Source organism: Jeotgalicoccus sp. S0W5 (genome assembly GCF_011634875.1).
In the GTDB taxonomy this organism is placed as follows: Bacteria; Bacillota; Bacilli; order Staphylococcales; family Salinicoccaceae; genus Jeotgalicoccus; species Jeotgalicoccus marinus.
The window spans coordinates 11,971-35,440 of the sequence record NZ_SIRQ01000002.1 but is presented as its reverse complement, the minus strand read 5'-3'; the positions used below and the strand labels follow the sequence as shown (position 1 = coordinate 35,440).

The following is a 23,470-nucleotide window of genomic DNA, read 5'->3' as shown; positions in this document are numbered from 1 at the left end:
GGAGTAACGCATAGCGTTACTCCATTTTACTTAAAACGGTGATATATCCACCACTACCATAATCTATACAGCGTTTCACACGCGATACTGTCGCGCTAGATGCTCCCGTTTTTTCTTGAATTTTTGAATATGTCATTCCTTCATTAATGAGCTTTGCCACTTGAAAACGTTGTTTAAGCGAGACAAGTTCATTAGACGTGCAAATATCATCAAAGAATTTATAACAGTCTTCTTTTGACTCAAGAGATAAGATACCGTCGAACAAATCATCAAGCTCCTGACCTTTTAACTTATCTATTTGCATGTAATCAACTCCCGTATTTTCATATATCCCACTTTAACATACTAAAGATCTAAAGAAAATCGTTGTACTTATTTCTGTTCTTTGTTAGTATGTAATTTATCAGATTTCTTTATCACGCTAAAGTAGTAAAGGAGAATATGCATGTCAGCAAATCAGTTAATACTAAAACGAACTGCACTGGGTACAACGTACTTAGACTTATTGGACCGCTCAGGTTTTACCTTAGTCGATATGAATATGATTGAACCTTTTTATATAGACGATAAAAATCATCATCCGACGAGTATCGTGTTTGAACGAGATAGCATAATGTACGCGATACGCAGTGATTGGACGAGAACTTTACTTAATTTCAATAACAATTACTATTCAAATGAAACCAAGTTTGGTTATTTTGGCCCGGTTGTAAGGGAACATGAATCTTTCTACCAGGCCGGTGTCGAAATATATAAGGCTGGAAATCAAGACATTATCAATGCTTTACTGATGCATATTCAGTTTGTAGAAAATAGTACAGAAGATACGATTAAGACTTTTGTAATCAACAACGATCAGCTTTTGGATTTGTTTATCGACAAATACAAACTCAGTGAAAATATCCGCACACTCGTCTACAGTAAAAATATTTCAGAGTTGAGGCGGGTGCTGGGTACTGACCATGACTTATATAAGATCATCAGTGCTAAGGTGAGTGAACAGTATGAAATGATTCAACAGCTTTTCGGAGACACTGAGATAATGCAGTTAATTGAGAGGGTAAAAGATGTTATTAAATCACAAAATAAAGAAACGAAATTTATTTTAGATCTTTCATTTCGTTCGCCTCAAAAATATTACAATGGCTTGTACTTCCAAGCTTTTCTCAATGCGAACTCACCTGTACTCAGTGGTGGCCAATACAACAGCAGTGCCTTTGGCATAGGCTTAAATCTTTCTGATGGAGGCTTGTTATGATTACGGTAGCATTATCAAAAGGTCGATTATTTGATGATTTCATAAAATATTTAGAAGAAAAAAATTTAGATATATACAGCGGAGTATTAAAAGAAAAATCTCGGACTTTATATACTACATCCGGAAATGTGCGATTCATTTTTGCTAAAGGGCCAGATGTTCCTGTGTACGTTGAACGTGGTGTCGCAGATATTGGCATCGTTGGATCAGATATTTTAGAAGAGGATTCATTTTCTTATTTAAACGTATCTGAGCTACCATTCGGGCAGTGCCACTTTGCCTTAGCTGGACCACCGAATATAGAACGTTTTGTGACGATTGCCTCTAAGTATATTAATATTGCAAGAAAATTCTTTAATGATGAACAACAGGCGATATCTCTCATTCATTTAAATGGATCTGTCGAACTGGCTCCAATACTGGGTCTAGCAGATGGGATAGTGGATATTGTACAGACAGGTAGTACTTTAAGAGATAACGGTTTAATTGAATATCAAAAGATATTAGATGTTCAAGCAAGATTGATTGCGAATAAGCAAACCTTTTATACAAAAGAGGATGACATCTACGAATTCTTAAGCGAAATTGGAGTGATTGAATGAATGCCGAGCAGTTTATAGAACGTTTTTCTACGTCGACACAAGATGATAGTGACAGCTTGAAGTCGGTTCTAGACATTATCAACGATGTAAAAATATATAACGATGAGGCACTAAAGAAATATACGAAAGCTTTTGACGGTGTGGAAATAGAAGATTTTAAAGTGCCAGAAGAGAGCTTAAAGAATAGTTTTGATGCTTTAACTGAAGAAGAAAAGAATGCCCTGATATCTATCAAAGACCGAATTAGTGAATATCAGGAGTCAATTAAATATAAGGATGTCGAAGGCGATGAATTCTCTTATGTCTACAAACCGATAGAAAGTATCGGTATTTACATTCCAGGTGGTAGCGCACTTTACCCGTCCAGTGTACTCATGACAGCAGTACCTGCCATGGTTGCAGGGGTAAGTAATATCGCCGTTGTAACGCCAACTTTCTCTGATAACAACATTACTTTTGGAGCCTTATATGTCGCTGGTGTAAAAGACGTATACCGTATCGGCGGTGCTCAGGCGATTGCTGCTTTAGCTTATGGTACAAAATCTATTCCAAAAGTGGATAAGATTGTCGGGCCAGGGAATAAGTATGTAGCACTTGCAAAAAAATTATTGTTTGGTGATGTCGGGATTGATATGGTTGCTGGACCTAGTGAGATTCTACTCTATGTGGATGAGAGTGCAGACTATACTGCAATTGCTTATGATATTTTTGCTCAAGCAGAACATGACGTTAATGCACGTACCTTCCTCATCGCTGAAAGTGAGTCAGTGATCGAAGGTGTAGAAGCTGAAGTGAATCGCTTGGTAGACGAACAAGAAAGAGCAGATGTAATTAAAGGCTCTCTTAAAAATAATCACTGGCAAATTGTCGATACTAGAGAAAATTTAAAACAAGTTATCGACTATATTGCACCGGAACACGTATCGATCCAGCATCAAGATGCTAAGTCCATTGCAAGTGAAATTTCTTACGCAGGTGCGGTGTTTATCGGGCAATATTCACCAGAAGCAATCGGTGATTATGCCGCAGGCCCATCCCATGTGCTTCCAACGAACAGAACAGGTCGCTTTAGTCATGGTCTCAATGTCAATGACTGTCTGACTAGTCATGCCATTATTAATTTAAAGAAAGAGACTTATGATGAGATTAGTCAACCTGCTAAGTTGTTGGCTGACAAAGAAGGGCTATTCGCACACGGAGAATCTTTGAATATTAGAATGGAGTGAGCGCATGATCAGTATGGATAGAAACACATCCCCAAAATCACCGCTAACAAAAGACATGATTAATAAGGCGGTTGAACAAGCAAATATTGAAACATATTCAGAGGAAGAACTTGAAAAATTTAAGACACTTTATGCTAAAAGAAATAGATTTAATAGGAATCAAATCGAAGTTGCAAATGGCTCAGATGAATGGATTCAAAAAATTGTAATGACACTTGGTCAGAGTGGTGTGATGTCCTTTAAGCCGGACTTCTTTATGTACCAAGTCTATACAAATCAAGTGGGTATTCGATTTTACTCAGTCGCTTCAAGAGGAGATTTTTCTTTTGATTTTGATGCGGCAGTTAGGGCAATACAAGATAAAAAACCATCCGTCTTCTTTATATCAAATCCTCATAATCCAACAGGCGTCCTATTACCATCTTATGCGATGAAACAGTTAGCCGATGCGATGAAGGCTGTTGGAGGTTACCTTGTTATAGATGAGGCGTACGGAGAGTTTGCTTTGGATCGAGAATTGCCAACAGGCGACCACGTCATCATCTTAAGAACGCTTAGTAAAGTGTACGGTCTTGCCGGCCTAAGAATCGGTATCGCCATTGCAAAAGGAGAAGCTTTCGATAAAATCACCAAGATTAATCATCCTTATCCCTTGAATAGTCTTTCTCTAGTCTTAGCCAATGCACTCTTAAATGACGAAGAGAAACTAGATGAATGGTTTAACTATCAAAAAGAACTTCATCAAAAATTGGTCGATAGCTTTGAAATCGTGCGTCGACACGTCAGAATTAAACCATCACATACGAATTTTGTCTTTGTATATGGTGATAAGGCAAAAGACTTATACAATTATTTACTTGAAAATGGCTTTAAAGGTCGAGTATATGAAGAGGACCAACAACTATCCAATGTGGCGAGGTTCTCAATTGTCGACGAGACAGCTGTAGACGAACTTAGAGCCCTGATCACTAAGTGGGGTGAAGCGAATGACTGAATATAAAAAAGTGAGAGATACAAAAGAAACAAAGCTTGAAATTGTTATGGATCCAAAAAGGGATTTCAAGGAATCTAATATCAATACAGGCGTAGGTTTCTTTGACCACATGTTGACCCTGTTTAGCTTTCACTCAGAAATATACCTGAACGTAAAAGCAGAAGGTGACCTCCATATTGATGCCCACCACACTGTAGAAGATATTGGTATTGTCTTAGGACAATTGATTAGAGAAATATACGTAGATCAACAGAGTTACCTTAGATATGGATCTATGTACTTACCAATGGATGAATCACTGGCACGCGTTGTGCTCGACTTATCAGGACGACCATTCTTGAGTTTCAGAGCGGAATTTTCAAGAGAAAAAACCGGAGACTTTGATACTGAGCTCGTTGAGGAATTGTTCAATGCAGTAGCGATGAATAGTCGTATGACACTGCACATTGATTTACTTAAGCGAGGTAACTCACACCATGAAATAGAAGCAATATTTAAAGCATTTGCACGCAGTTTAAAAATTGCATTGTCACCAACGAATTCGGGAATTCCATCATCTAAAGGCGTCATCGAATAAGAAAGGACTGTCACTATGAATATTGTACCTGCAATCGACCTGATTGATGGCAATAATGTCAGGCTATCACAAGGTGATTACGATAAAAAAACAGCTATGAAAAGAACGCCAGAAGAGGCACTTCGTTTCTACCAAAGCTTTGATTCGGTTTCTCGGATTCATATTGTCGACTTGATGGGTGCCCTCCATCAAGAATCTAAGGAATCGAATCTAGTGAGCCATCTGAGATCTTTATCCTCCAAACCTTTGGAAATTGGCGGTGGACTTCGTTCATTAGAAATGATTGAAAAATACCACGAAATGGGGGTAGACTACTTTATTTTAGGGACTAGAGCCATTGTGGATATTCCGTGGTTGAAGGATATTACATTAAAATTTCCCAGGAAAATCTTTGTCGGTGTTGATGCGAGAGAGAATGATATCTATATCAACGGTTGGACTGAAAACTCAGGAATTACGATTGATGAATATCTAAAGCAAATTGAAAACCTTGAACTTGCGGGTGTCATATATACCGATATTAATAAGGACGGTATGGGGCTTGGACCTAATTTTCTGAACACTGAAAGAATTAATCATCTAACTAAGCACAAAGTTGTTGCAAGTGGCGGTGTGAGAGATAAGCGTGATTTAGATCGTCTAGAATCACTAGGTATTACCGAAGCGATTGTAGGTAAAGCGAGTCACAAAGATGAATTTTGGGAGGACATTACATGACAAAGAAAAAGATTATTCCATGCTTAGATGTAAAAGACGGTAGAGTAGTGAAAGGTGTTAACTTCGTAGATTTAGAAGATATCGGTAATCCAAAGGATTTAGCAGATAAGTATAATCAAAGTGGTGCCGATGAATTAGTATTTCTAGATATTTCAAAAACTGAAGAAGGTCATGATTTATTACTTGATCTGATTAGGGAGACAGCTAAGGACCTAACAATCCCACTCACAATAGGTGGCGGCATCCAATCTGTTGAAGATATCGAACAATTATTTGAAGCTGGTGCAGATAAAGTGAGCATAAACTCAGCAGCTGTAGCCAATCCAGCTTTCGTTACAGAAGCTTCTAAGAAATTTGGTAGTGACAAGATCGTTGTGGCGATTGATACAGAATACGATGATACAGAAGATAAGTATTACGTCCTCACACACGGTGGTAAGAAACGTGCAGATATCGATGCTTTAGACTGGGTGAAACAATGTGAATCACTCGGTGCAGGTGAACTGTTAATCACGAGTATGGATCACGATGGTGTGAAACAAGGATTTGACTATGACTTCTTGAGTAAATCAGCAGAAGCAGTGAGCATTCCAGTTACTGCCAGTGGTGGTGCTGGAAGCATCCAAGATTTTATCGATGTGTTTAATAAGACAAATGTAAGTGCAGGACTTGCAGCTTCCATCTTCCACAAAGGAGAAGTTGAAATTTATGAATTAAAATCATCCTTACAAAAAGAAGGCATAGAGGTGGAGATTTAATGCAGGCAGATTTCTCTAAAAATGATCGACTGCTTTCTGTAATTCTACAGGATAGTGAGACAAAACAAGTGTTAATGAATGGCTTTATGAATGAAACGGCATTAGAAAAGACTAAAGCAGAGGGTGTTGTGTGGTTTTATTCTAGGTCAAAACAGCGCCTGTGGAAAAAAGGAGAAACGAGCGGTAATACCCAAGCAGTCGTATCTATGAAGCTCGACTGTGATAGTGATGCCTTACTTATTGAAGTTAATCCTAAGGGACCTACATGCCATACAGGAACAAACAGTTGCTTTGGGGACGATTACTTCAACCTTCAAACACTAGAAAAAACTGTTCAGAAAAAAATGGCACAACCAGAAGAAGGTTCGTATACCAAGTATTTAATGGAAGAGGGACTAGATAAAATCCTCAAAAAATGTGGTGAAGAAATGACGGAAGTCGTCATCGCTGCTAAAAACCAAGACAAAAAAGAGCTCATTGATGAATCTAGCGATCTATTGTATCACTTCTTAGTTCTCCTAAATCAAAATAGTGTGACTTTAAAAGATATTGAAGAGAATTTAGAACAGCGACACGGTAAAAAACAAGAATACAGCGTACGTGATGATATAGAGACGTGGTAAGAGGTTGTGGTGAGCGTCTGGAAGTTCAAAGGTGAGATGGCGTTGACCACAGAGCATCATGTACTCATAAATAAACCTGTTAGCTACTTAAATAGCTAACAGGCCTTTTTTATTTATCTCTAATCTCAATAGAGTATTTAACTTGATTGATAACTAAGATAATACCGACTAAAATGATTGAGAAAATTTGTGATTCTCCAGTTATAATTGTATAGAACATCATCGCTACTAAGGCAAAAAATAGTAGAAGCGTCGTTAAGTTTGTTGAACGATACATTGCTTTAGCCATGATATAAATTTCACCATCATCAGATGCATTAAACAATTTGTCTGCGTAATCCTTGTCACCTGGTTCAGGCAAGTCTCTATCAGGGAATAAAGATTGAATCAGATTAGGTGTCACGAAGCTGACGCCAACTGAGACTAAAAATAAAATGCCTGTCGCAATCAACAACCATGTATCTCTTGCATGCATCAGTTGAATTGATAATCCAATGAAGGAGAGAATAATTGCTGAAGATGATGATACTGTCAAAATATTATATGAGTTGTATTTATAACGGTCCCACTCATCATCAGTAAAGTCTGTATTATTTCCTTTAAGTCGTGAAATCAATTGATAATTTTTGATGAGTGTATAAATCATTAAACCTAGAGCAGTAATGACAATCACGATACTCAGATAGTAATAAATATTATCCATATAAATATTATTAATATTTCCATATAAAGCTTCAATTAACAAGTAACCGCCTGCAAAACCGATGAGTGCGCCAACAATCAATTTTAGTACCATTTTCATTATAATTCCTCCTCTTCAAAAATGAAGATACTTTCTATTGGTTCGTTAAAGATATTTGCTAACCGCTTAGCTATAAGTAGAGAAGGAATATACTCTTCTCTTTCGATTAGGCTAATTGTTTGTCGTGAAATTTTTGCGAGTTTGGCAAGTTCTGTTTGGTTTAACCTATCTCTAGCACGCAATTCTCTTAGTCTTGTTTTCATATTTTGACCTCACTGATCAATATTTCAAATCGATTTGATATACATAATGTAACATTAACACGTCATATTGACAAGTTTATTTGTCAATATGTAATTATTAATTGTCAATAAAGGCAGTAAAAAAGGGATAACACCGTAGTATTATCCCTTAAAATTATTTATCTAAATTTGCTTCTATATCTTTTTTAGTATGTTCAAATTCATCCATATCCATCTCTAAAGCTTTACCACCTTCAGCAATTGATTTAATGCTCTTAAAGTGGTGTTGCCAGCCTCCAAAGTCTTGAGAGAGATACTCAGTATCTAACGGCAATCTCTGGTTAAGCATAATCTTGCTCGAGTCTTCATTTTCCTCTAATAGAAATTCTATTTCTCCACCATACCATTCGAAATGAAGCACTTTAGGATTCTCGTATTTGAAGATTTCACAATCCTCTTCATCCTGTGTTCCGTGGCCGAAAGTAATTACATCACCACCACGAACTGAGAGTTCTGGAAACCATTGTTGAACACCTAAAGTTGTTCCGAGTAGTGGAAAAATATCGTCAGGGCGAGCAGCAACATCGGTTATCAATTTTTGGTATGCGCTGTCGTGATCTGTGTGATATGACACCTGCATTGATTTTCACCTCAATTATTCTCTAAAGTATTATTTAGTAATACCCGAATTTTTATGTGACTAACAGTCAGCTTGAAAATAAATTGAAACTTTTTTAATTCTTGCTTCTTTTTTACTATTTTCAAATTCGAATATATAGGCGTAGGACAATTTTTCTCCTGATTTTAAAGTGGTAATACTTGAAGCGGCCCCTTCCTTACCGTGAGTGATTAAATGGTCAATCTCTAAACTGCTGATCGATTCTACGTCAGTAAAAAACTCAAAATCACAATCATCTGTGTGTAAATGACGAATCGAAGTTGGCTGGTTAGCATGAACACCAATCACAAAATCCCGTAGTATTTCTCTTTTAGGTGCATTGTTACAAGATAAAGACCCCATAACCGCAAAAGGTGTCCTAAATGGTAAGGGTTCTAGCACTTTGAAATTTAAATTTTCTTCAGCTAAAGCCGTCTTTAAAATTTTAATGGCTTTCGGTCCGACACCGTGAATTTTCTGGAGGTTATCCTCGTCGATTTTTGAAACATGTTTTAATTCAGTGACTCCGATGTTGGCGAGGGCATTTGTAGCGGGCTTTCCGATCTTTGGTAAAGTCATGTCAAATCCTCCCTAAAATTGTCATAAATTTATTAAAGATGTAGCGACTTCAAGCATATTATGACATACTTGACCACAAGTAAAAACTTAAAACAAGAGGGGTCAAAGAAATGTCTGAGAAACGGACTGAATTAGAAAGTACGATGTCAAAACGATTTATTTGGGCGATAGCCTATGGTTCTTCTATTGGTTGGGGGGCCTTTATACTACCAGGCGATTGGTTGATTTCATCAGGAACACTTGGGGCAACGTTAGGTATTACAATCGGTGGTATATTGATGCTCATCATTGCAGTAGGTTACGGCGCACTCACGGCAAAATTCCCGGTATCAGGTGGTGAATTTGCATTTACCTATGCTGGATTTGGTAAATTTGCAGCTTTTATTGCTTCATGGTTCTTGGTACTCGGTTACATATGTGTCGTCGCACTGAATGCCAGTGCCTTTAGTTTACTTTTTAAATTTGTCTTACCAGACTTCTTAGAAGTCGGTTACCTTTATACGATAGCGGGCTGGGACGTTTATATTATGGAAGTGATTTTATCCACCGTGATATTGATCATCTTTGCTTGGATTAGTATGAAGGGTTCAGGACTTTCAGGAAACCTTCAATTTATATTCTGTTTGTTTATGGCTTTAGTTGTAGCTGGATTATTTGTATTGTCTTTCTTCGTCGGAGAATTCTCATTTGAGAATGCACAGCCACTTTTCCATGAAACAGACGGTGTTTGGAAGTCCATCATTCTAATTGTTGCAATAGCGCCGTGGATGTATGTTGGTTTTGATAACATTCCACAGGCAGCAGAAGAGTTTAAATTTAGTGCAGATAAAACCTTTAAACTTATTGTGTTTGGAATCATCGCATCTATCATTACTTATGTCGCAATGATCTTAGTAACATCATGGATTTACCCGGATCAGAATTCTATGGACGGTGCAGTTTGGGTAACTGGTTCAGTCATCCAAAACTCCATGGGTATAATTGGGTTGATGTTTTTAACATTTGCCATAACTTTTGGTGTCTTTACTGGTCTCAACGGTTTCTATATGTCATCATCACGTTTAATTTTTGCACTGGGACGTGCACAATTTGTACCGGCAATATTTGCTAAGGTGCACAAGAAAAACAAGACGCCACACTACGCAGTGTTATTCGTTCTAATCGTTTGTCTTGTTGCTCCATGGCTAGGAAGAACTGCTTTAAACTGGATTGTAGATATGTCTTCTGTTGGTGTCTCTATTGCTTTCTTAGCTACGAGTGCAGTCGCAGTAAAATACTTCTCCAAACCAGAAAGTAAAAACATTGTATATGTCATATTCGGTGTTCTAGGTGTCATCATCTCATTAGTGTTCTTAGTGTTATTATTATACCCAGGATCACCAGCGGCACTTTCGGCACCGTCATATTATGCCTTATTAATGTGGGTAATCTTAGGTACTATATTCTTTGCATTTAAATACAAGACCTTGAAATCATTGTCTAAAGAAGAATTGGACTTTTTAATTCTAAATAAAGGTAATGATGACGAAAAATAATATAGGAATGGGTATATAGTGAGTAGCATATTTTTTAGGAGTTGGTAGTCATATGTTAAAACTAAAGAGAGTGTATGATGATATTTCCACCCAAGACGGTAAAAGAATTCTTGTAGACCGAGTTTGGCCAAGAGGCATTAAGAAGGAAGATTTAGAACTCGATGAATGGTATAAAGAATTGGCACCTTCTACTGAACTTAGAAAATGGTTTAATCACGATGTAGATAAATGGAAAGAATTTAAAGAGAAATATGAAGAAGAGTTGAAGGATAAGGGAGATCTTATCGCTGAGATTCGGAATGACTCAGATGGTCATAATGTGACACTTTTATATGCAGCAAAAGATGAACATTACAATCAAGCTGTAGTCTTAAAAGAAATAATTGATGACAAATGAAAAAAGAGGGAGTCTCCCTCTTTTTTATATTTTAAGTTTTCCTCTAAACCCTCTAGCGCCATAATACGAATCTGCGCCATTGTGGTATACGAAGATACTATCGTAACGTCGGTCAGAGAAGAGTGCACCACCTAGGAAACGGATTTTTTCAGGTGTAACAATCCAACTAGATGATTTAAGGTCAAATTCTCCAACTTCTTGTAGGGTTCTGTAATCATCTTCACTTAGAATCTCTATACCAATCTCATTAGCGAGATCGACAGCCGAGTTATCAGGTTTATACTTTTTACGCGCTTCTAAAGCTTGGCGGTCATAGCAAACGCTACGTCTACCTTTAGGGCTCTCTTTAGAACAATCTACAAAATGGAGCTCACCGTCTAAAACAATGACATCGGGTTCACCTTCAGTGACTTCCATGTTGTAAAGTGTTACAAGTTTTTTGTCGTCAAGACGAGATTCAATATCTTCAAATGATAAAGACTCATGTCTTTCTTGGTGAGTATCAAAACGAGATTTTAGTTTGGCAATTAACGTTTCTTTTTCTTCAGCATTTAGCTCTTGTTTTAATGTCATTGGATAGCCTCTTTTCGTTATTAGTACTATAAAAATATATTACCATGATAAAATACATACATAAACAATTTTGATAGGGGTCTTGGCGATGATTGTGACAACTGCAGGTCGTTATTCACAGGAAACTTTGTCTTTAGCAATAGACATCGCTACGCGTTACAAACTGGTATTTGTAAATAGAGAGAAACGCTCTATATCAGCTATAGAGGAACGATATAACGACGATATATTGGTTGTAAGTTCAGACAGTATCAGTATTAAGCTGTCAGGCGTAGAAAAACCGATTGTCTATCACCCAAACTTTGCTATGGTTAGGGCGAAACGCATCATTAAAGGTGAAGTTGATGCCTTAGTTGAAACATCGAGGCTAGACCAAGGAATGACATTTCTTGATTGTACAGCAGGCCTCGGGGCTGACAGCATTATTGCAGGAATGGCAGTTGGTCAGACAGGAAAAGTGTATGCCATTGAGAAAGACTTTTCACTCTATGTCATGTTAAAAGAAGGAATGAATCAATATAAAAGTCACTTAGATGAAATTATAAGCAGTATGAGGCAAATAGAAGTCATCCATAGTGATCATGTAAAATATTTAGAAAACCTTGAGGATTCCAGTATAGATATCGTATATTTCGACCCGATGTTTTCAACAGAAATAGAGGAGTCACAAGGAATACAGGCTATTGCTACTGTAGCAAATCAAGGTCTAACGACTAAAGCTGTAGAAGAGGCACAGAGAGTGGCAAAAAAAAAAGTGATTCTTAAAGATCACTACAGAAGTCCTAGGTTTGAAGCATTAGGCTTTAAACAAGTTAAAAGAAAATCGAGTAAGTTTCATTATGGAATCATAGAAGTTTGACAAAAAATTCACGATGTATTATTATAAAATGAATTCTATAAAAGTTTTCTAGGGTTCCGTTATGAAAATAAGTCTGGACCGAGAGAAAACGCCGGATTATCCGGTACACGGAGGGACAAAAGCCTGGGAGAGTAACGAATGTTATTCTCCCAGGCTTTTTTCGTTCTAAAACAAAGAAAAGGAGCATTGGTATGTGGTTATTAGTTGTATTAGCAGCCCTTTTTGAGATTGGCTGGGCAAGTGGATTAAAGTATGCAGTAACGTGGTATGAATGGGCTTTAACTGGTTTAGGTGTCGTCGGGAGCTTTTTACTTTTAGTGTATGTTTCTACTAAACTACCAGCAAGTACAGTCTATGCAGTATTTGCAGGACTTGGTGCTGTTGGGACAGTTGTTGTAGACATTGTTATATTTGGTGAGGATTTTAGCCTGACAGTCATCTTTTTTGTTGCCTTATTAATCTTTGGTGTAATTGGCCTTAAAACGGTAACGGATCATGAGGAGGGTGCGAAATGAGTTGGATTATTTTAATATTTGCTGGACTCTTTGAAGTTGCCGGTGTTACTGGTATGACATGGATTGGTCAAGGTAAGAAGATACGCGGTTGGTTGACACTATGTATCGGTTTTCCAATTAGCTTGGGATTATTAAGTCTCGCAATGGAAACAATTGCGCTTGGTGTCGCTTATGCAGTATGGACTGGTATTGGCACAATTGGTAGTGCTTTAGTAGGTATAATTTTTTATAAAGAATCGGCGAGCTATAAGCGTGTAATGTATCTTTCAATCATTGTCATTGCTGTCGTTGGTCTAAGAATATTTGGATGATGTTTCACATGAAAAAGCACGGTCAAATGACCGTGCTTTTGTGTAATTAATTTTGTTTGAAGACACTTGTAGAGTGTTTTGGTTGGATACGAGACTTAGCATCGTATGAAGATTTAGCGTATGAAATTGCGACTGGTGCCTCACCGAATCCAGTGGCAATTAGTTTAACTTTACCTTCAAAGGTAGTGACATCTCCTGCTGCGAAGATACCTTCGATGTTTGTCTGCATGTGAGCATCTACTTCGATTGAGTTTTTATCCAGCTTTAGACCCCAATCTTTAAGTGGTCCTAGTGAAGAAATGTTACCAAAGTTAACGATAAGTTGGTCTGCTTGAATTACTTCTTCGCTACCATCTTTAGCCGTTAAAACTAATTCTTCAATCTGACCTGCATCACCCTTAATTTCTGTTACATTAAGAGATGTTTTAACTGTTACACTGGAGTCTTTAACTTGTTGGACTGTCGTTTCATGTGCTGTAAAACGTTCACGTCTGTGCACAAGTGTGACTGATTTAGCAAGTTTTTCTAACATGAGTGCCCAGTCAAGTGCTGAGTCACCGCCGCCAAGAACGACGACATCTTTATCTTTGAATTTTTCTAAATCACGAACAGCATATTGTAGGGAAGCGCCTTCGAATTCTACTTCATTTTCTAGACCAAGTTTTCTAGGTTGGAAAGCGCCGACACCAGCTGTAATCAAGATTGTACGTGTTAAATATTCACCTTTGTCCGTTGTTAGGACAAAGTGATCATCTTCTTTTCTATATGATTGAACAGTTTCACCTAAATGAAAATCAGGTTCAGCGTATTTCGCCTGTTCCACTAAATTATTCACAAGATCTTTGGCGAGGATTTTTGGAAATCCGCCGACATCATAAATATATTTATCCGGATAAAGTTCAGTTAACTGTCCACCTAATTCAGGTAAGCTATCGATTAAGCGTACAGACATCTGTCTCATTCCAGCATAGAATGTAGAGAATAGACCTGTTGGTCCACCGCCAATAATTGTTATATCTGTAATTTCATCTTTCATTTATATAACCCTCCAAAATATGTGAGAAATCTCATAACAACTTTCATCTTCTTAATTATTACATAATGCGAATCAAAATTAAAAGTGTTATAACGCGAGATTGAGCGATTGACGCGTAATTCAGACTTTAGTACCACTATATTCTTCGAGGGTCTCGCCAAAATATTACTGTTATAAGAAAACCGATTACTAAAACAACTGCACTGAAGTAATACGGTAAATATAAATTAATATCAAATAGAATACCACCGATAATTGGACCAACAACATTTGCAAGTGAAGTGAAAAATGAGTTCATTCCTCCAGCAAAGCCTTGGTTATCTCCTGCTATATGTGATAGGAAGGTTGTAGCTGCAGGTCTGATTAAATCGAAACCTACAAAGATAATAAAAGCAATGGCCATTATTGCCCAGTAGGATTCCATAAAGGTAATAATAAATACCAAGAAGGCTGAATAAATGATTGATGCCCTGATAATATTGATTTCTCCAAACTTACGAACAAGTGGTTCAAAAAAGATAATTTGAGCGATTGCACCAATCAAAGCACCACCAGTTATTGCGACTGCAATATCAAACGGTGTAAAGCCGAGTTTTCTATCGAAATATAGACTAAAGAATGATTCAAATGCAGACATACCGAATGTAGAAACAAAGATAACTAAGAAAGCAATAAAGAATACTGGAGTTAAGATTGTTCTAAAGTTGCTCGCCTTAACTTCGGTTTTCTCTGCTGCGACCTCAGTTTTTCTTCTTGGTTCGGTCAATAGAAAAATTGCTGTAACTGCACTGATGATACCAAGTACGGCAGCGACGAAAAATGGTAGACGTGTACTGACTTCCGCTAAGATACCACCAACACCTGGTCCAATTATAAAACCGAAATTTAAAGCAGCGGTCATATAGCCAAGTGCTCTTGCACGGTTTTGATCTGTTGTTAAATCAACAATAAATGCAGTGACAGCTGGCATTATAAATGCCCCTGCTAAGCCACCTAAAATTCTTGAAATGAAAAGGACTTCTATTGTCGTTCCAAGTCCAAATAATAGTTCGGAAAAGGCGAAAATGACCATTCCGATAACGATGATAATTTTCCGTCCAAACTTATCGGCTGCACGACCAGTAAAAGGCGAAAAAATCAGTTGGGTCATTGCAAATGCGGCTGTTAAGTAACCGACGCCAGCACCAGAAATATTAAGTTCATTCATTATTGAAGGTAGAACTGGAATTACTAAACTGATACCTAAAAAGACAAGAAAAATACTATTGTAAAGTAGATATAATTGATATTTTTGTTTCATAATTTATACACCTATATACCTTTTAAAATGTGGTAAAGTATTGATATGCCTATAATACACCCAGAAATAGTAAATAGATAGCAAAAAATCCCAAGAAGCGGAGTGATATTATGAGTGATCATCATCATAATCACGGACATCATGATCATACTCATGGTGCGAATAAAAAAGCACTGACGATCAGTTTAATTCTCATCGGAGTGTTTATGATTGTTGAAGTTATCGGAGGTATTGTTACGAACAGTCTGGCACTTTTAAGTGATGCTGGTCATATGTTAAGTGACGCTTTTTCTTTATTAATCGCACTATTAGCCTTTAAATTTGGTGAGAAAAAAGCGGACAAAGCGCGTACATTCGGTTACAAGAGATTTGAGATTCTTGCAGCGGTTTTCAATGGAGCCACCTTGATTATTATTGCCATCGCAATTTTTATCGGAGCAATTAATCGCTTTATAAATCCACCAGAAGTAGCGTCAACGGGCATGCTAGTCATTGCAATAATGGGTCTTATAGTAAATCTAATTGTTGCAAAGATTTTAATGTCTGGAGATACACATGATAACCTCAATATGCGAGGCGCATTCTTACATGTGCTCGGTGACTTATTTGGCTCTGTCGCAGCAATTGTTGCCGCCTTATCCATTATGTTTTTGGATTGGGGATTCATGGATCCTTTAGCTAGCGTAATTGTTGCTGCTATTATTACTGTCAGCGGATGGAGAGTACTTCGTCAATCTCTACATGTCCTTATGGAAGGTGTGCCACATGACGTTAATTTGAATCATCTATTAGAAGAGGTAAGAACCGTAGATGGTGTTGAAGACATTCACCACGTTCATATTTGGAGTATTACGAGCGGTTTTAATGCAATGAGTGGACATATTGTAGTTAATGGCAGCTTAAATGTGCATGAAACTCAAGCAATCATTAATGATATAGAAGAAAAGATGAAAGACTCAAATATCAGTCATGTTACTTTACAAGTAGAATGTAAACATCATCATCATAATGGCCAAATTCTATGTAATGATGAATAAGATGGTATATATTTAGTGTAAGGGGGGATTTAATGAATTATCAAGAAATCGATACACCTGCACTCTTAATAGATGAAGCAGTTCTAGAGAAAAATCTAGCTTATATGAGTGATTATGCAAAGAAGCAAAATGTGAGTTTACGACCGCATACAAAAACACATAAGATGCCTAAACTTGCACAGAAGCAATTACAAAATGGTGCGAGTGGTATTACGGTTGCTAAAATTGGTGAAGCGGAAATCATGGCGGTCTATGGTATTAATGATATTTTTATTGCAAATCAAGTTGCGGGTAAACAGAAACTTGAAAGAATAAAAAAACTTGCAGAAACTGTTGATATTTCATTTGGGGTAGATAGTATTGCTCACATTAAAGAGATTGAAGCAGTATTTGAGGGTGCTCAGAAAAAAGCTCAGATTCTAATCGAAATCGAAGTTGGAGAAGAGCGTTCTGGTATTATTGAGGTCAATGATTATAAAGCTTTACTTCATGAAATAAAAGCGTCAAATAACATTGAGTTAAAAGGGATATTCTCACACGATGGCCATACTTACAAAGCAGTAGATCAGGCGGATTGTCTTGATGTATTTAATACAGCAACAACAAGAACCTTATACTTTAACGATATTGCAAGCGAGATGGGCTTTGAACTCGAAACAGTGAGCATTGGCTCAACACCACCATTCATGTTCGGTTTTGATATTCCTGAGGGTGTCACTGAGATTAGACCAGGCACCTATATTTTAATGGATTGTTCACAATCTAACGCGATAGGCACTTACGAACATTCTGCCGCTAGTGTACTGACAACTATAATCTCTAAACCGACTAAAGAACGAGTGATCACAGATGTTGGTGCAAAAGGTCTAACTGCTCAGTCTAGAAGTAAAGGGCTAACGACAACTACAGGATTTGGTAAGGTCAAAGAATACGACGATGTACATGTACACGGTGTGTTTGATGAACATGCGATTATATATAACGAACACTTTAACCAAGCAATCAATATTGGTGATAAAGTTCGCATCATACCGAACCATATCTGCCCAGTATCGAATCTCTATCATAAAGCATATCTATTAAGAGACGGTGAAGTTGTCGACACATTAGACATCGCAGCTCAAGGTAAATTGCAATAGCACAAAAAAGGCTTGATTCCATTTTGGAATCAAGCCTTTTTTCTTTATATTACACACCTCTAGGCTTATCTTTTTCAGCATAAGCATCGAGTTCTTCTAGATATTCTTCATGAGAAGATTCTTTGTAGGTTTCAAGTCTTTCTTTACTAGGTGTGATAGAAAGTCCGAGATACTTACGTTCGTTGTTTGCGTCCTTGTAGAATGCGAGCATCATACCAATTAATACAAAACTAAATGGTAGTGCAGATATAATTGCGGCAGATTGTAAGGCATTCAGTCCAGTTTCTCCACCTGCAGCTAATAGTGTAAATGCAATAGCAGAAAGCGAGATACCCCAAATCACTTTAGTCATACTAGTTGGATTTAAACTACCATGTGACGTTTGCATACCTAATACAAAGGTTGCCGAGTCTGCTGATGTGATGAAGAAAATTGATACAAGTAAGATAGCGACAATTGACAATACCCATCCTAATGGCAAGGTGTCAAACACTGCGAAAAGTTGAACCTCTGTTGCCATTTCAAATATTGCTGGATTATTGTTTACACCTGCCATGATACCTGTGACACCGAATACACTGAACCAAATTATACCGATTACAGTTGGAACAAGTAGTACTGCAATGATGAATTCTCTAATCGTACGGCCTTTAGAAACACGTGCAATAAAGATACCAACAAATGGACTCCAGCTCATCCACCAACCCCAATAATAGATTGTCCATGAACTTAACCATTCAGCTTTCTGTGGATTTAGAGGCGCAACATCAAAAGTATTTCTTACAATTGAGCTTAAGTAACCACCAGTACTTGTTGTCATGATGTTTAAAATCATCATAGTTGGCCCGACAATTAAAATAATTGCAAAAAGGATACCTGCTAAGATCATATTTGTATTACTTAGATATTGAATTCCTTTACTCAGACCACTCCAAGCACTGAATAGGAAGAGCACAGTCACTGAAGCAATAATAATTGCCTGACTTGTTAAGTTGACAGGTAAACCGAATAGATAATTTAAGCCACCATTAATTTGAATGGCACCGATACCTAGAGATACGGCCACCCCGATTACAGTAGCGAAAACAGCAAGGACATCGATTACTACGCCTAACCAGCCATCTACTCTATCACCAAATAGAGGTCGGAGCGTTTTAGAAAGTAATCCAACTTCACCTTTTCTGAAACTCGCGTAGGCTAAGCATAAGCCGACGATTCCATATATTGACCAAGCGTGAATACCATAGTGTAGGAAAGTAGATTGCATTGATTCTGCAAGTGCTGCAGTAGTTTCTCCGTCTGCAGTTGGTGGAGAAAGGTAATGGGCGATTGGTTCTCCGGCACCATAGAATACAAGTCCGATACCCATACCAGCACTAAAGAGCATTGCAATCCAAGAGATTGTTCTAAATTCAGGTTCATCATCAGGTTTACCTAACTTTAGTTTTCCGATTGGACTGAAGATAAGAAAAATACAAAACATAACGATTAAAGCCACTAATATCATGTAATACCAGCCAAAATAACTTGTTACCCAGCCGGAAATGGAACCAGATATATCACCGAAACGATCCGGGAAAATTGCACCGATGACAACTAGGACACCGACGATTAAAGCGGCATATAGAAATACATGAGACATTCCTTTGTTCTTTTCCGAAGATGGCGTTTGATTAGCCATTACATCACTCCTTGGTTTTTGATTAACAATGATAAATAATAACAATCTACACTAACAATTTCAACCTCACTAGACGAAAAGTGTGAATCATGAACGTAGATAAAAATTTAATTATTATAATATAGATAGCCCTGTTTAGGAAAAATAAACGTGAAAAAGGGCAAAACCATGAGATTTTGCCCTATATCTGGTGTGTATTATTGAGTAGATAAACGTTTTGCAGTATCAAAAAGTGTGTTCACAGCAGGTAACATACTGTCTTCATCTATGTCGAAGTTTTCATTGTGATGGCCTGCTTTTAATTCTGTGCCGAAAATAGAGTATGTTGCTTGCCCGCCTTTTTCTTGAACACGGTTGATTAGAAACGTTGCATCCTCACTACCACTCGGTTTATCTTCTTCAATTGTTGTTTCTAAACCATTTGATTGAGCTGCCTGGGTCACGATTTCAGCAAGTGTAGTGTCTCCTTTAGCACTTCTGCCTTCTCCGACAGTTTCAAGTATATATTCAACCTGAAACATCTCAGCTGCTCCTTTGATAATGGACTCTGCGTAGCTTCTCATATAGTCGTTAATTTCAGAAGTAGTCCCCCTAATTTCCATTTTTAAAGAGGCAAAATCAGCAATGGCATTACGTGAGCTACCTGCGTGTAATTCACCAACATTCACGCGTGTTGCGCCTTCAGAATGGCGAGGAATTGCATTTAAGTTAATGACAGCATTTGCTGCAGCTAACATCGCATTTTTACCTTGTTCTGGATTGCCACCTGCATGAGCTGACACACCTTTAAATGTTACATTGATTTTAGTTGTGGCTAGAAAACCATTGTTTGACCCTAAGAAATGATTCATTGGAACACCTGTGCCTATATGTGAGGCGATGAGGTAGTCAACATCGTCAACGATTCCTTTTTCAGCCATTGACCTTGCACCTCTCGTGCCTTCTTCGGCAGGTTGAAAAATGATTTTTATAATACCAGACAATTCGTCCTTTCTTTCTTGGACAAGTGTAGCAAGACCAAGTCCAATGGATGTGTGGACATCATGGCCGCATGCATGCATATCATTATTAATCGAACGAAAGCCTTCTTTAACAGGTACATGGCTGTCATGTTCTGCCTCGTAGATTGGTAAAGCATCCATGTCGACTCTAAAAGCAGTCGTTGGACCTGCTTTGTTCGTATCAATAGTTGCAACAATTCCAGTATATCCATCTTTTAGGTCATCTAAATATACTTCTACGGCCCCGTGTGCTTTCGCCCATAGGTAATGCGCTTTTGTTTCTTCATCACTTGGTTTACCCATAACATAATTAGGATCCATAACAGACGTACCAATTTCAAAATCAATGCCTAGCTCATTTAGCGTTTGAGCGACAATTGAAGCGGTACGCATTTCTAAAAAACCGAGTTCTGGGTGTTGATGAAAATCACGACGCCATTGAATGAGTTTGTCTTTTAATACCAAAGTTATTCATCTCCTAAGATTATTGTGCGCGGTCTTCTAGAAATACTGATACGCCAGGTCCGAGTGGTAATCCTGTGAAGTAGAAGATAGCTAGTAAAACAATCCATGCTAATAAGAATACTAATGAGTATGGTAGCATCAGTGACATGTACGTCCCAATACTCGCATTCTTATCATAGCGCTGCATGAAGGCTAAAATGATAACCATGTATGGGAATAGTGGTGTAACGATGTTTACAGATGAATCTGCAATACGATAAGCTGCTTGAGTAAAGGCCGGATCGTAACCAAGTTGCATAAACATCGGTACAAATATTGGTGCCTCGATTGCCCATTTTGCAGAACCTGATGTAATCAAGAAGTTTAATAAGGCTGTGAAGATAACGTACCCAATGATTAATGGGAGACCGGTAAATTCAACACTTTCTAAGAATTCAGCTCCATTTACAGCAAGCCATGTTCCTAAATTTGACCAGTTAAAGTAAGCAATGAACTGTGCAATTGCGAATACAAGTACGATATAACCAGCCATGTCCTTGATTGATTCGGTCATGTAATGTGTTGCATCTTTAGTTGAACGAATTTTCCCAGTTGTAATACCAAAGGCAAGCCCAATTAAAATAAAGAATATAAGTATGATTGGAACAATACCGTCTATGAATGGAGATGGAATAATACCACCATCTTCATTTGTTAAAGGACTGTTAGGCAGGAAGATGACAGCAATAATTATGCCCCAGTATACTAGACCTGTTATTAATGCAGCGATCAGGCCTTTTTTGGCATTAGGTAATTCTTCTTCATTTTCTTCCTCAACACTTTCACCTGTGTATTGACCTAACCGTGGTTCAACAAATCTAGAAGTTAAAAGACCACCAATGATTGTTAGCATAAATACTGAGATAATGTTGAAGTACCAGTTGTCTACAGGTGTAACAACGATTGAATCATCAATCAAACGTGCAGCCTCTGTTGAAATACCTGATAAAAGAACGTCGGTACCAGCGATGAAAAGGTTGGCCGTAAAACCAGCCCCAGCTCCGGCAAAACCAGCTGCTAAACCTGCTAGTGGATGACGACCAAGTTTATAGAAAACAAGTGCACCAAGGGGTGGGATAATAACAGCAGCAGCATCAGATGCTAAGTTACCCATGATACCCACAAATACTACTGTATAAGTTACTAGGAATGGTGGTGACTTGAGTATGGTTTTACGGATTGCGTAATCTAGTAAACCAACTTTCTCTGCAAGACCAATACCAAGCATCATAGAAAGTACCAGTCCAAGTGGTGCGAACCCTGTAAAGTTCTCGAGCATGGATGTGAGTATAAACTGAAGACCTGCCCCTGAAATTAAACTATTTATCGGTAGTTCTTCACCGTTACCTGGATGTATAACAGACGCATCGAATAAACTGAAAATCCAAGAAATAACAATGATTAAAAATGCTAATCCTAAAAATAATGCGAATGGGTCCGGAAGCTTGTTTCCGAGACGCTCTAATGTGTCTAGTAATTTCTGAAAAAACCCTTTTTTCTCTGTCATAAAAACCCTCCCATTTGTTATGTAGGTATTTGTGTATGCTAATTCATATACTTGAGTTTACATAATTATTAGAAAGTTGTCCATGCAATATAAACGATTTTGTAGTGGACTGTTTTTAATATACTTATAATACTGAATCTAATATAATAAGCTATAGTAAAATGTACGGATTCTAGGAGGAAAAAAATGAAAATTGCCTATATTGTAGACAGTACTGCAAGCCTGTCAGAAGAGTTAAGTAACCATCCAGATGTATTTCAGGTTCATCTATCGGTTACTTTTAGCGATGGCTCAGTTTTTAAGGATACTACGGATGAAAGTGCCTTGAAATCATTCTATCAACGACTTGCTAATGAAAAGGAATTGCCAAAATCATCTCAACCACAAGTTGGTGAGTACTATGAAGTCTGTGATGAGATAGTAAAAAAAGGCTATGATACTGTAATTGCAATTCATATCGGTAGTGGTATTAGTGGCACATATCAAAGTGCACAAATGGTTTTAGAAGAATACAAGGAAGAAGGCAAATTCGATTACCATCTTATCGATTCGAATGGGACATCATTCATTATTGAACATCTCTTAGCTGAAACAATCGCTTTAATTGAACGGGGTGTAAGCGTTGAAGAAACGGCTAAAGAAATAAGTGATTTAGTTGAAGATACAAAAATATATCTAGCCGTTGATGACTTAAACTATCTTGTTAAAGGTGGGCGTCTCAGCGCAGGGAGTGCCTTTATTGGTAGCTTATTTAAAATTAAGCCGATTGTTCACTTTGCTAAAGATGGCAGCGTAAAACCATATGATAAGGTAAGAACGAACAGTAAAGTTATTAAATTGTGGGAATCACTAATAGATGAAGCGATGGATAAGTTCAATGGAAAAATCAAGATTGCTATTGCGCATGGTAATATTTCTGAAGAAGCTCACCAACTAAAAAAACGATTTGAAAATATGTATCCGGGTATAAGTTGTAGAGTAGGATTTCTAACTCCAGCTTTAGGAGTGCATGGTGGAATCGGAAGTAAGGGTCTCGGCATATTCCGTTATATTGACCATAAATAAAAAAAGGAGTCTCTTTTGAGGCTCCTTTTTATTA

Annotated in this window: 27 protein-coding genes and 1 riboswitch; of the genes, 16 read left to right on the top strand and 11 right to left on the bottom strand. The window is 37.6% G+C overall.

From position 1 onward, the window contains the following. Nucleotides 1-16: 16 nt before the first annotated feature. Nucleotides 17-304, bottom strand: coding sequence for a YerC/YecD family TrpR-related protein (locus tag EYB29_RS00980; protein WP_026865873.1), 288 nt, complete (start codon nucleotides 302-304; stop codon nucleotides 17-19). A 141-nt stretch (nucleotides 305-445) separates the two neighbouring features. Between EYB29_RS00980 and EYB29_RS00975 the strand changes: the two genes are divergently transcribed. The 8 genes from EYB29_RS00975 to hisIE are packed head-to-tail and all read left to right on the top strand — an operon-like array spanning nucleotide 446 to nucleotide 6,755. Beyond that, complete coding sequence (locus EYB29_RS00975; protein ID WP_166626300.1) at nucleotides 446-1,258, top strand: ATP phosphoribosyltransferase regulatory subunit; 813 nt, start codon at nucleotides 446-448, stop codon at nucleotides 1,256-1,258. Continuing rightward, entirely contained in the window at nucleotides 1,255-1,860 is a 606-nt protein-coding gene (gene hisG, locus EYB29_RS00970; RefSeq protein WP_166626299.1) for an ATP phosphoribosyltransferase, read from the top strand. Before EYB29_RS00975 ends, hisG begins: the two co-directional genes overlap by 4 nt. Beyond that, nucleotides 1,857-3,086 (top strand): histidinol dehydrogenase, encoded by a 1,230-nt coding sequence (hisD, locus tag EYB29_RS00965; protein WP_166626298.1) that lies wholly within the window; start codon nucleotides 1,857-1,859, stop codon nucleotides 3,084-3,086. The genes hisG and hisD overlap by 4 nt, the downstream gene beginning before the upstream one ends. A 4-nt stretch (nucleotides 3,087-3,090) precedes the next feature. Then, complete coding sequence (locus EYB29_RS00960) at nucleotides 3,091-4,080, top strand: pyridoxal phosphate-dependent aminotransferase (protein ID WP_051220428.1); 990 nt, start codon at nucleotides 3,091-3,093, stop codon at nucleotides 4,078-4,080. Further along, complete coding sequence (gene hisB, locus EYB29_RS00955; protein WP_166626297.1) at nucleotides 4,073-4,657, top strand: imidazoleglycerol-phosphate dehydratase HisB; 585 nt, start codon at nucleotides 4,073-4,075, stop codon at nucleotides 4,655-4,657. The genes EYB29_RS00960 and hisB overlap by 8 nt, the downstream gene beginning before the upstream one ends. 15 nt (nucleotides 4,658-4,672) lie before the next feature. Next, a complete protein-coding gene (locus EYB29_RS00950; RefSeq protein ID WP_026865868.1) occupies nucleotides 4,673-5,374 on the top strand; it encodes a HisA/HisF-related TIM barrel protein in 702 nt (233 codons plus the stop codon). Continuing rightward, complete coding sequence (hisF, locus tag EYB29_RS00945) at nucleotides 5,371-6,132, top strand: imidazole glycerol phosphate synthase subunit HisF (RefSeq protein WP_166626296.1); 762 nt, start codon at nucleotides 5,371-5,373, stop codon at nucleotides 6,130-6,132. Before EYB29_RS00950 ends, hisF begins: the two co-directional genes overlap by 4 nt. Continuing rightward, a complete protein-coding gene (gene hisIE / locus EYB29_RS00940; RefSeq protein WP_026865866.1) occupies nucleotides 6,132-6,755 on the top strand; it encodes a bifunctional phosphoribosyl-AMP cyclohydrolase/phosphoribosyl-ATP diphosphatase HisIE in 624 nt (207 codons plus the stop codon). The genes hisF and hisIE overlap by 1 nt, the downstream gene beginning before the upstream one ends. A 109-nt stretch (nucleotides 6,756-6,864) precedes the next feature. On the opposite strand, the gene EYB29_RS00935 is transcribed toward hisIE, so the two are convergent. From EYB29_RS00935 to EYB29_RS00920, 4 genes are all read right to left on the bottom strand, one after another. Beyond that, nucleotides 6,865-7,557 (bottom strand): DUF3169 family protein, encoded by a 693-nt coding sequence (locus EYB29_RS00935; RefSeq protein WP_026865865.1) that lies wholly within the window; start codon nucleotides 7,555-7,557, stop codon nucleotides 6,865-6,867. Beyond that, on the bottom strand, nucleotides 7,557-7,760 hold the full coding sequence (locus tag EYB29_RS00930) for a helix-turn-helix transcriptional regulator (protein WP_026865864.1): 204 nt from the start codon (nucleotides 7,758-7,760) through the stop codon (nucleotides 7,557-7,559). Before EYB29_RS00930 ends, EYB29_RS00935 begins: the two co-directional genes overlap by 1 nt. Before the next feature lie 154 nt (nucleotides 7,761-7,914). Then, nucleotides 7,915-8,379: an SRPBCC family protein gene (locus tag EYB29_RS00925; protein ID WP_026865863.1), complete on the bottom strand. Its 465-nt coding sequence runs from the start codon at nucleotides 8,377-8,379 to the stop codon at nucleotides 7,915-7,917. A 60-nt stretch (nucleotides 8,380-8,439) separates the two neighbouring features. Beyond that, a complete protein-coding gene (locus EYB29_RS00920; protein WP_026865862.1) occupies nucleotides 8,440-8,976 on the bottom strand; it encodes a helix-hairpin-helix domain-containing protein in 537 nt (178 codons plus the stop codon). A gap of 110 nt (nucleotides 8,977-9,086) precedes the next feature. Between EYB29_RS00920 and EYB29_RS00915 the strand changes: the two genes are divergently transcribed. Both EYB29_RS00915 and EYB29_RS00910 read left to right on the top strand, forming a co-directional pair. Next, on the top strand, nucleotides 9,087-10,511 hold the full coding sequence (locus EYB29_RS00915) for an APC family permease (protein ID WP_166626295.1): 1,425 nt from the start codon (nucleotides 9,087-9,089) through the stop codon (nucleotides 10,509-10,511). Nucleotides 10,512-10,563: 52 nt separating this feature from the next. Continuing rightward, nucleotides 10,564-10,908, top strand: coding sequence for a DUF488 domain-containing protein (locus tag EYB29_RS00910; RefSeq protein WP_026865860.1), 345 nt, complete (start codon nucleotides 10,564-10,566; stop codon nucleotides 10,906-10,908). 24 nt (nucleotides 10,909-10,932) lie between these two features. On the opposite strand, the gene EYB29_RS00905 is transcribed toward EYB29_RS00910, so the two are convergent. Continuing rightward, nucleotides 10,933-11,481: a DUF4256 domain-containing protein gene (locus EYB29_RS00905; RefSeq protein ID WP_026865859.1), complete on the bottom strand. Its 549-nt coding sequence runs from the start codon at nucleotides 11,479-11,481 to the stop codon at nucleotides 10,933-10,935. An 88-nt stretch (nucleotides 11,482-11,569) separates the two neighbouring features. Between EYB29_RS00905 and EYB29_RS00900 the strand changes: the two genes are divergently transcribed. The 3 genes from EYB29_RS00900 to EYB29_RS00890 all read left to right on the top strand — a co-directional run bounded on the left by EYB29_RS00900 (nucleotide 11,570) and on the right by EYB29_RS00890 (nucleotide 13,166). Further along, entirely contained in the window at nucleotides 11,570-12,340 is a 771-nt protein-coding gene (locus tag EYB29_RS00900; RefSeq protein WP_166626294.1) for a class I SAM-dependent methyltransferase, read from the top strand. Between the two features lie 37 nt (nucleotides 12,341-12,377). After that, nucleotides 12,378-12,472: riboswitch (guanidine-I (ykkC/yxkD leader) on the top strand. Between the two features lie 59 nt (nucleotides 12,473-12,531). Then, nucleotides 12,532-12,855, top strand: coding sequence for a DMT family transporter (locus EYB29_RS00895; RefSeq protein WP_247348499.1), 324 nt, complete (start codon nucleotides 12,532-12,534; stop codon nucleotides 12,853-12,855). Then, nucleotides 12,852-13,166: a DMT family transporter gene (locus EYB29_RS00890; protein ID WP_026865856.1), complete on the top strand. Its 315-nt coding sequence runs from the start codon at nucleotides 12,852-12,854 to the stop codon at nucleotides 13,164-13,166. Before EYB29_RS00895 ends, EYB29_RS00890 begins: the two co-directional genes overlap by 4 nt. Before the next feature lie 46 nt (nucleotides 13,167-13,212). On the opposite strand, the gene EYB29_RS00885 is transcribed toward EYB29_RS00890, so the two are convergent. Both EYB29_RS00885 and EYB29_RS00880 read right to left on the bottom strand, forming a co-directional pair. Beyond that, nucleotides 13,213-14,202: an NAD(P)/FAD-dependent oxidoreductase gene (locus tag EYB29_RS00885; protein ID WP_166626293.1), complete on the bottom strand. Its 990-nt coding sequence runs from the start codon at nucleotides 14,200-14,202 to the stop codon at nucleotides 13,213-13,215. 136 nt (nucleotides 14,203-14,338) lie between these two features. Beyond that, complete coding sequence (locus EYB29_RS00880) at nucleotides 14,339-15,502, bottom strand: MFS transporter (protein WP_166626292.1); 1,164 nt, start codon at nucleotides 15,500-15,502, stop codon at nucleotides 14,339-14,341. A 110-nt stretch (nucleotides 15,503-15,612) separates the two neighbouring features. On the opposite strand from EYB29_RS00880, the gene EYB29_RS00875 reads away from it, so the two are divergent. Further along, nucleotides 15,613-16,539: a cation diffusion facilitator family transporter gene (locus EYB29_RS00875; protein ID WP_166626291.1), complete on the top strand. Its 927-nt coding sequence runs from the start codon at nucleotides 15,613-15,615 to the stop codon at nucleotides 16,537-16,539. 32 nt (nucleotides 16,540-16,571) lie between these two features. Continuing rightward, nucleotides 16,572-17,678, top strand: a complete 1,107-nt coding sequence (locus EYB29_RS00870) for a D-TA family PLP-dependent enzyme (RefSeq protein ID WP_166626290.1) — start codon at nucleotides 16,572-16,574, stop codon at nucleotides 17,676-17,678. A 49-nt stretch (nucleotides 17,679-17,727) separates the two neighbouring features. Here EYB29_RS00870 and EYB29_RS00865 read toward each other — a convergent pair whose 3' ends face one another. The 3 genes from EYB29_RS00865 to EYB29_RS00855 all read right to left on the bottom strand — a co-directional run bounded on the left by EYB29_RS00865 (nucleotide 17,728) and on the right by EYB29_RS00855 (nucleotide 22,371). Beyond that, nucleotides 17,728-19,359, bottom strand: coding sequence for a BCCT family transporter (locus tag EYB29_RS00865; protein WP_166626289.1), 1,632 nt, complete (start codon nucleotides 19,357-19,359; stop codon nucleotides 17,728-17,730). A gap of 197 nt (nucleotides 19,360-19,556) precedes the next feature. Further along, nucleotides 19,557-20,825 carry an amidohydrolase gene (locus EYB29_RS00860; RefSeq protein WP_371807488.1) on the bottom strand — a complete coding sequence of 423 codons (1,269 nt, stop codon included), beginning with the start codon at nucleotides 20,823-20,825 and terminating at the stop codon, nucleotides 19,557-19,559. Nucleotides 20,826-20,844: 19 nt separating this feature from the next. Further along, entirely contained in the window at nucleotides 20,845-22,371 is a 1,527-nt protein-coding gene (locus EYB29_RS00855; protein WP_026865850.1) for an AbgT family transporter, read from the bottom strand. A 186-nt stretch (nucleotides 22,372-22,557) separates the two neighbouring features. Between EYB29_RS00855 and EYB29_RS00850 the strand changes: the two genes are divergently transcribed. Further along, entirely contained in the window at nucleotides 22,558-23,436 is an 879-nt protein-coding gene (locus EYB29_RS00850; RefSeq protein ID WP_166626288.1) for a DegV family protein, read from the top strand. Nucleotides 23,437-23,470 lie beyond the last annotated feature (34 nt).

What these genes read in the sequence shown, in the direction of transcription:
- hisIE (WP_026865866.1), top strand. Translation starts at nt 6,132, where the DNA reads ATGCAGGCAGATTTCTCTAAAAATGATCGACTGCTTTCTGTAATTCTA.
- EYB29_RS00975 (WP_166626300.1), top strand. Translation starts at nt 446, where the DNA reads ATGTCAGCAAATCAGTTAATACTAAAACGAACTGCACTGGGTACAACG.
- EYB29_RS00900 (WP_166626294.1), top strand. Translation starts at nt 11,570, where the DNA reads ATGATTGTGACAACTGCAGGTCGTTATTCACAGGAAACTTTGTCTTTA.
- EYB29_RS00875 (WP_166626291.1), top strand. Translation starts at nt 15,613, where the DNA reads ATGAGTGATCATCATCATAATCACGGACATCATGATCATACTCATGGT.
- EYB29_RS00865 (WP_166626289.1), bottom strand. Translation starts at nt 19,359, where the DNA reads ATGGCTAATCAAACGCCATCTTCGGAAAAGAACAAAGGAATGTCTCAT.
- EYB29_RS00870 (WP_166626290.1), top strand. Translation starts at nt 16,572, where the DNA reads ATGAATTATCAAGAAATCGATACACCTGCACTCTTAATAGATGAAGCA.
- EYB29_RS00960 (WP_051220428.1), top strand. Translation starts at nt 3,091, where the DNA reads ATGATCAGTATGGATAGAAACACATCCCCAAAATCACCGCTAACAAAA.
- hisG (WP_166626299.1), top strand. Translation starts at nt 1,255, where the DNA reads ATGATTACGGTAGCATTATCAAAAGGTCGATTATTTGATGATTTCATA.
- EYB29_RS00885 (WP_166626293.1), bottom strand. Translation starts at nt 14,202, where the DNA reads ATGAAAGATGAAATTACAGATATAACAATTATTGGCGGTGGACCAACA.
- EYB29_RS00935 (WP_026865865.1), bottom strand. Translation starts at nt 7,557, where the DNA reads ATGAAAATGGTACTAAAATTGATTGTTGGCGCACTCATCGGTTTTGCA.
- hisD (WP_166626298.1), top strand. Translation starts at nt 1,857, where the DNA reads ATGAATGCCGAGCAGTTTATAGAACGTTTTTCTACGTCGACACAAGAT.
- EYB29_RS00915 (WP_166626295.1), top strand. Translation starts at nt 9,087, where the DNA reads ATGTCTGAGAAACGGACTGAATTAGAAAGTACGATGTCAAAACGATTT.
- EYB29_RS00895 (WP_247348499.1), top strand. Translation starts at nt 12,532, where the DNA reads ATGTGGTTATTAGTTGTATTAGCAGCCCTTTTTGAGATTGGCTGGGCA.
- hisB (WP_166626297.1), top strand. Translation starts at nt 4,073, where the DNA reads ATGACTGAATATAAAAAAGTGAGAGATACAAAAGAAACAAAGCTTGAA.
- EYB29_RS00905 (WP_026865859.1), bottom strand. Translation starts at nt 11,481, where the DNA reads ATGACATTAAAACAAGAGCTAAATGCTGAAGAAAAAGAAACGTTAATT.
- EYB29_RS00930 (WP_026865864.1), bottom strand. Translation starts at nt 7,760, where the DNA reads ATGAAAACAAGACTAAGAGAATTGCGTGCTAGAGATAGGTTAAACCAA.
- hisF (WP_166626296.1), top strand. Translation starts at nt 5,371, where the DNA reads ATGACAAAGAAAAAGATTATTCCATGCTTAGATGTAAAAGACGGTAGA.
- EYB29_RS00850 (WP_166626288.1), top strand. Translation starts at nt 22,558, where the DNA reads ATGAAAATTGCCTATATTGTAGACAGTACTGCAAGCCTGTCAGAAGAG.
- EYB29_RS00925 (WP_026865863.1), bottom strand. Translation starts at nt 8,379, where the DNA reads ATGCAGGTGTCATATCACACAGATCACGACAGCGCATACCAAAAATTG.
- EYB29_RS00950 (WP_026865868.1), top strand. Translation starts at nt 4,673, where the DNA reads ATGAATATTGTACCTGCAATCGACCTGATTGATGGCAATAATGTCAGG.
- EYB29_RS00920 (WP_026865862.1), bottom strand. Translation starts at nt 8,976, where the DNA reads ATGACTTTACCAAAGATCGGAAAGCCCGCTACAAATGCCCTCGCCAAC.
- EYB29_RS00980 (WP_026865873.1), bottom strand. Translation starts at nt 304, where the DNA reads ATGCAAATAGATAAGTTAAAAGGTCAGGAGCTTGATGATTTGTTCGAC.
- EYB29_RS00855 (WP_026865850.1), bottom strand. Translation starts at nt 22,371, where the DNA reads ATGACAGAGAAAAAAGGGTTTTTTCAGAAATTACTAGACACATTAGAG.
- EYB29_RS00890 (WP_026865856.1), top strand. Translation starts at nt 12,852, where the DNA reads ATGAGTTGGATTATTTTAATATTTGCTGGACTCTTTGAAGTTGCCGGT.
- EYB29_RS00880 (WP_166626292.1), bottom strand. Translation starts at nt 15,502, where the DNA reads ATGAAACAAAAATATCAATTATATCTACTTTACAATAGTATTTTTCTT.
- EYB29_RS00910 (WP_026865860.1), top strand. Translation starts at nt 10,564, where the DNA reads ATGTTAAAACTAAAGAGAGTGTATGATGATATTTCCACCCAAGACGGT.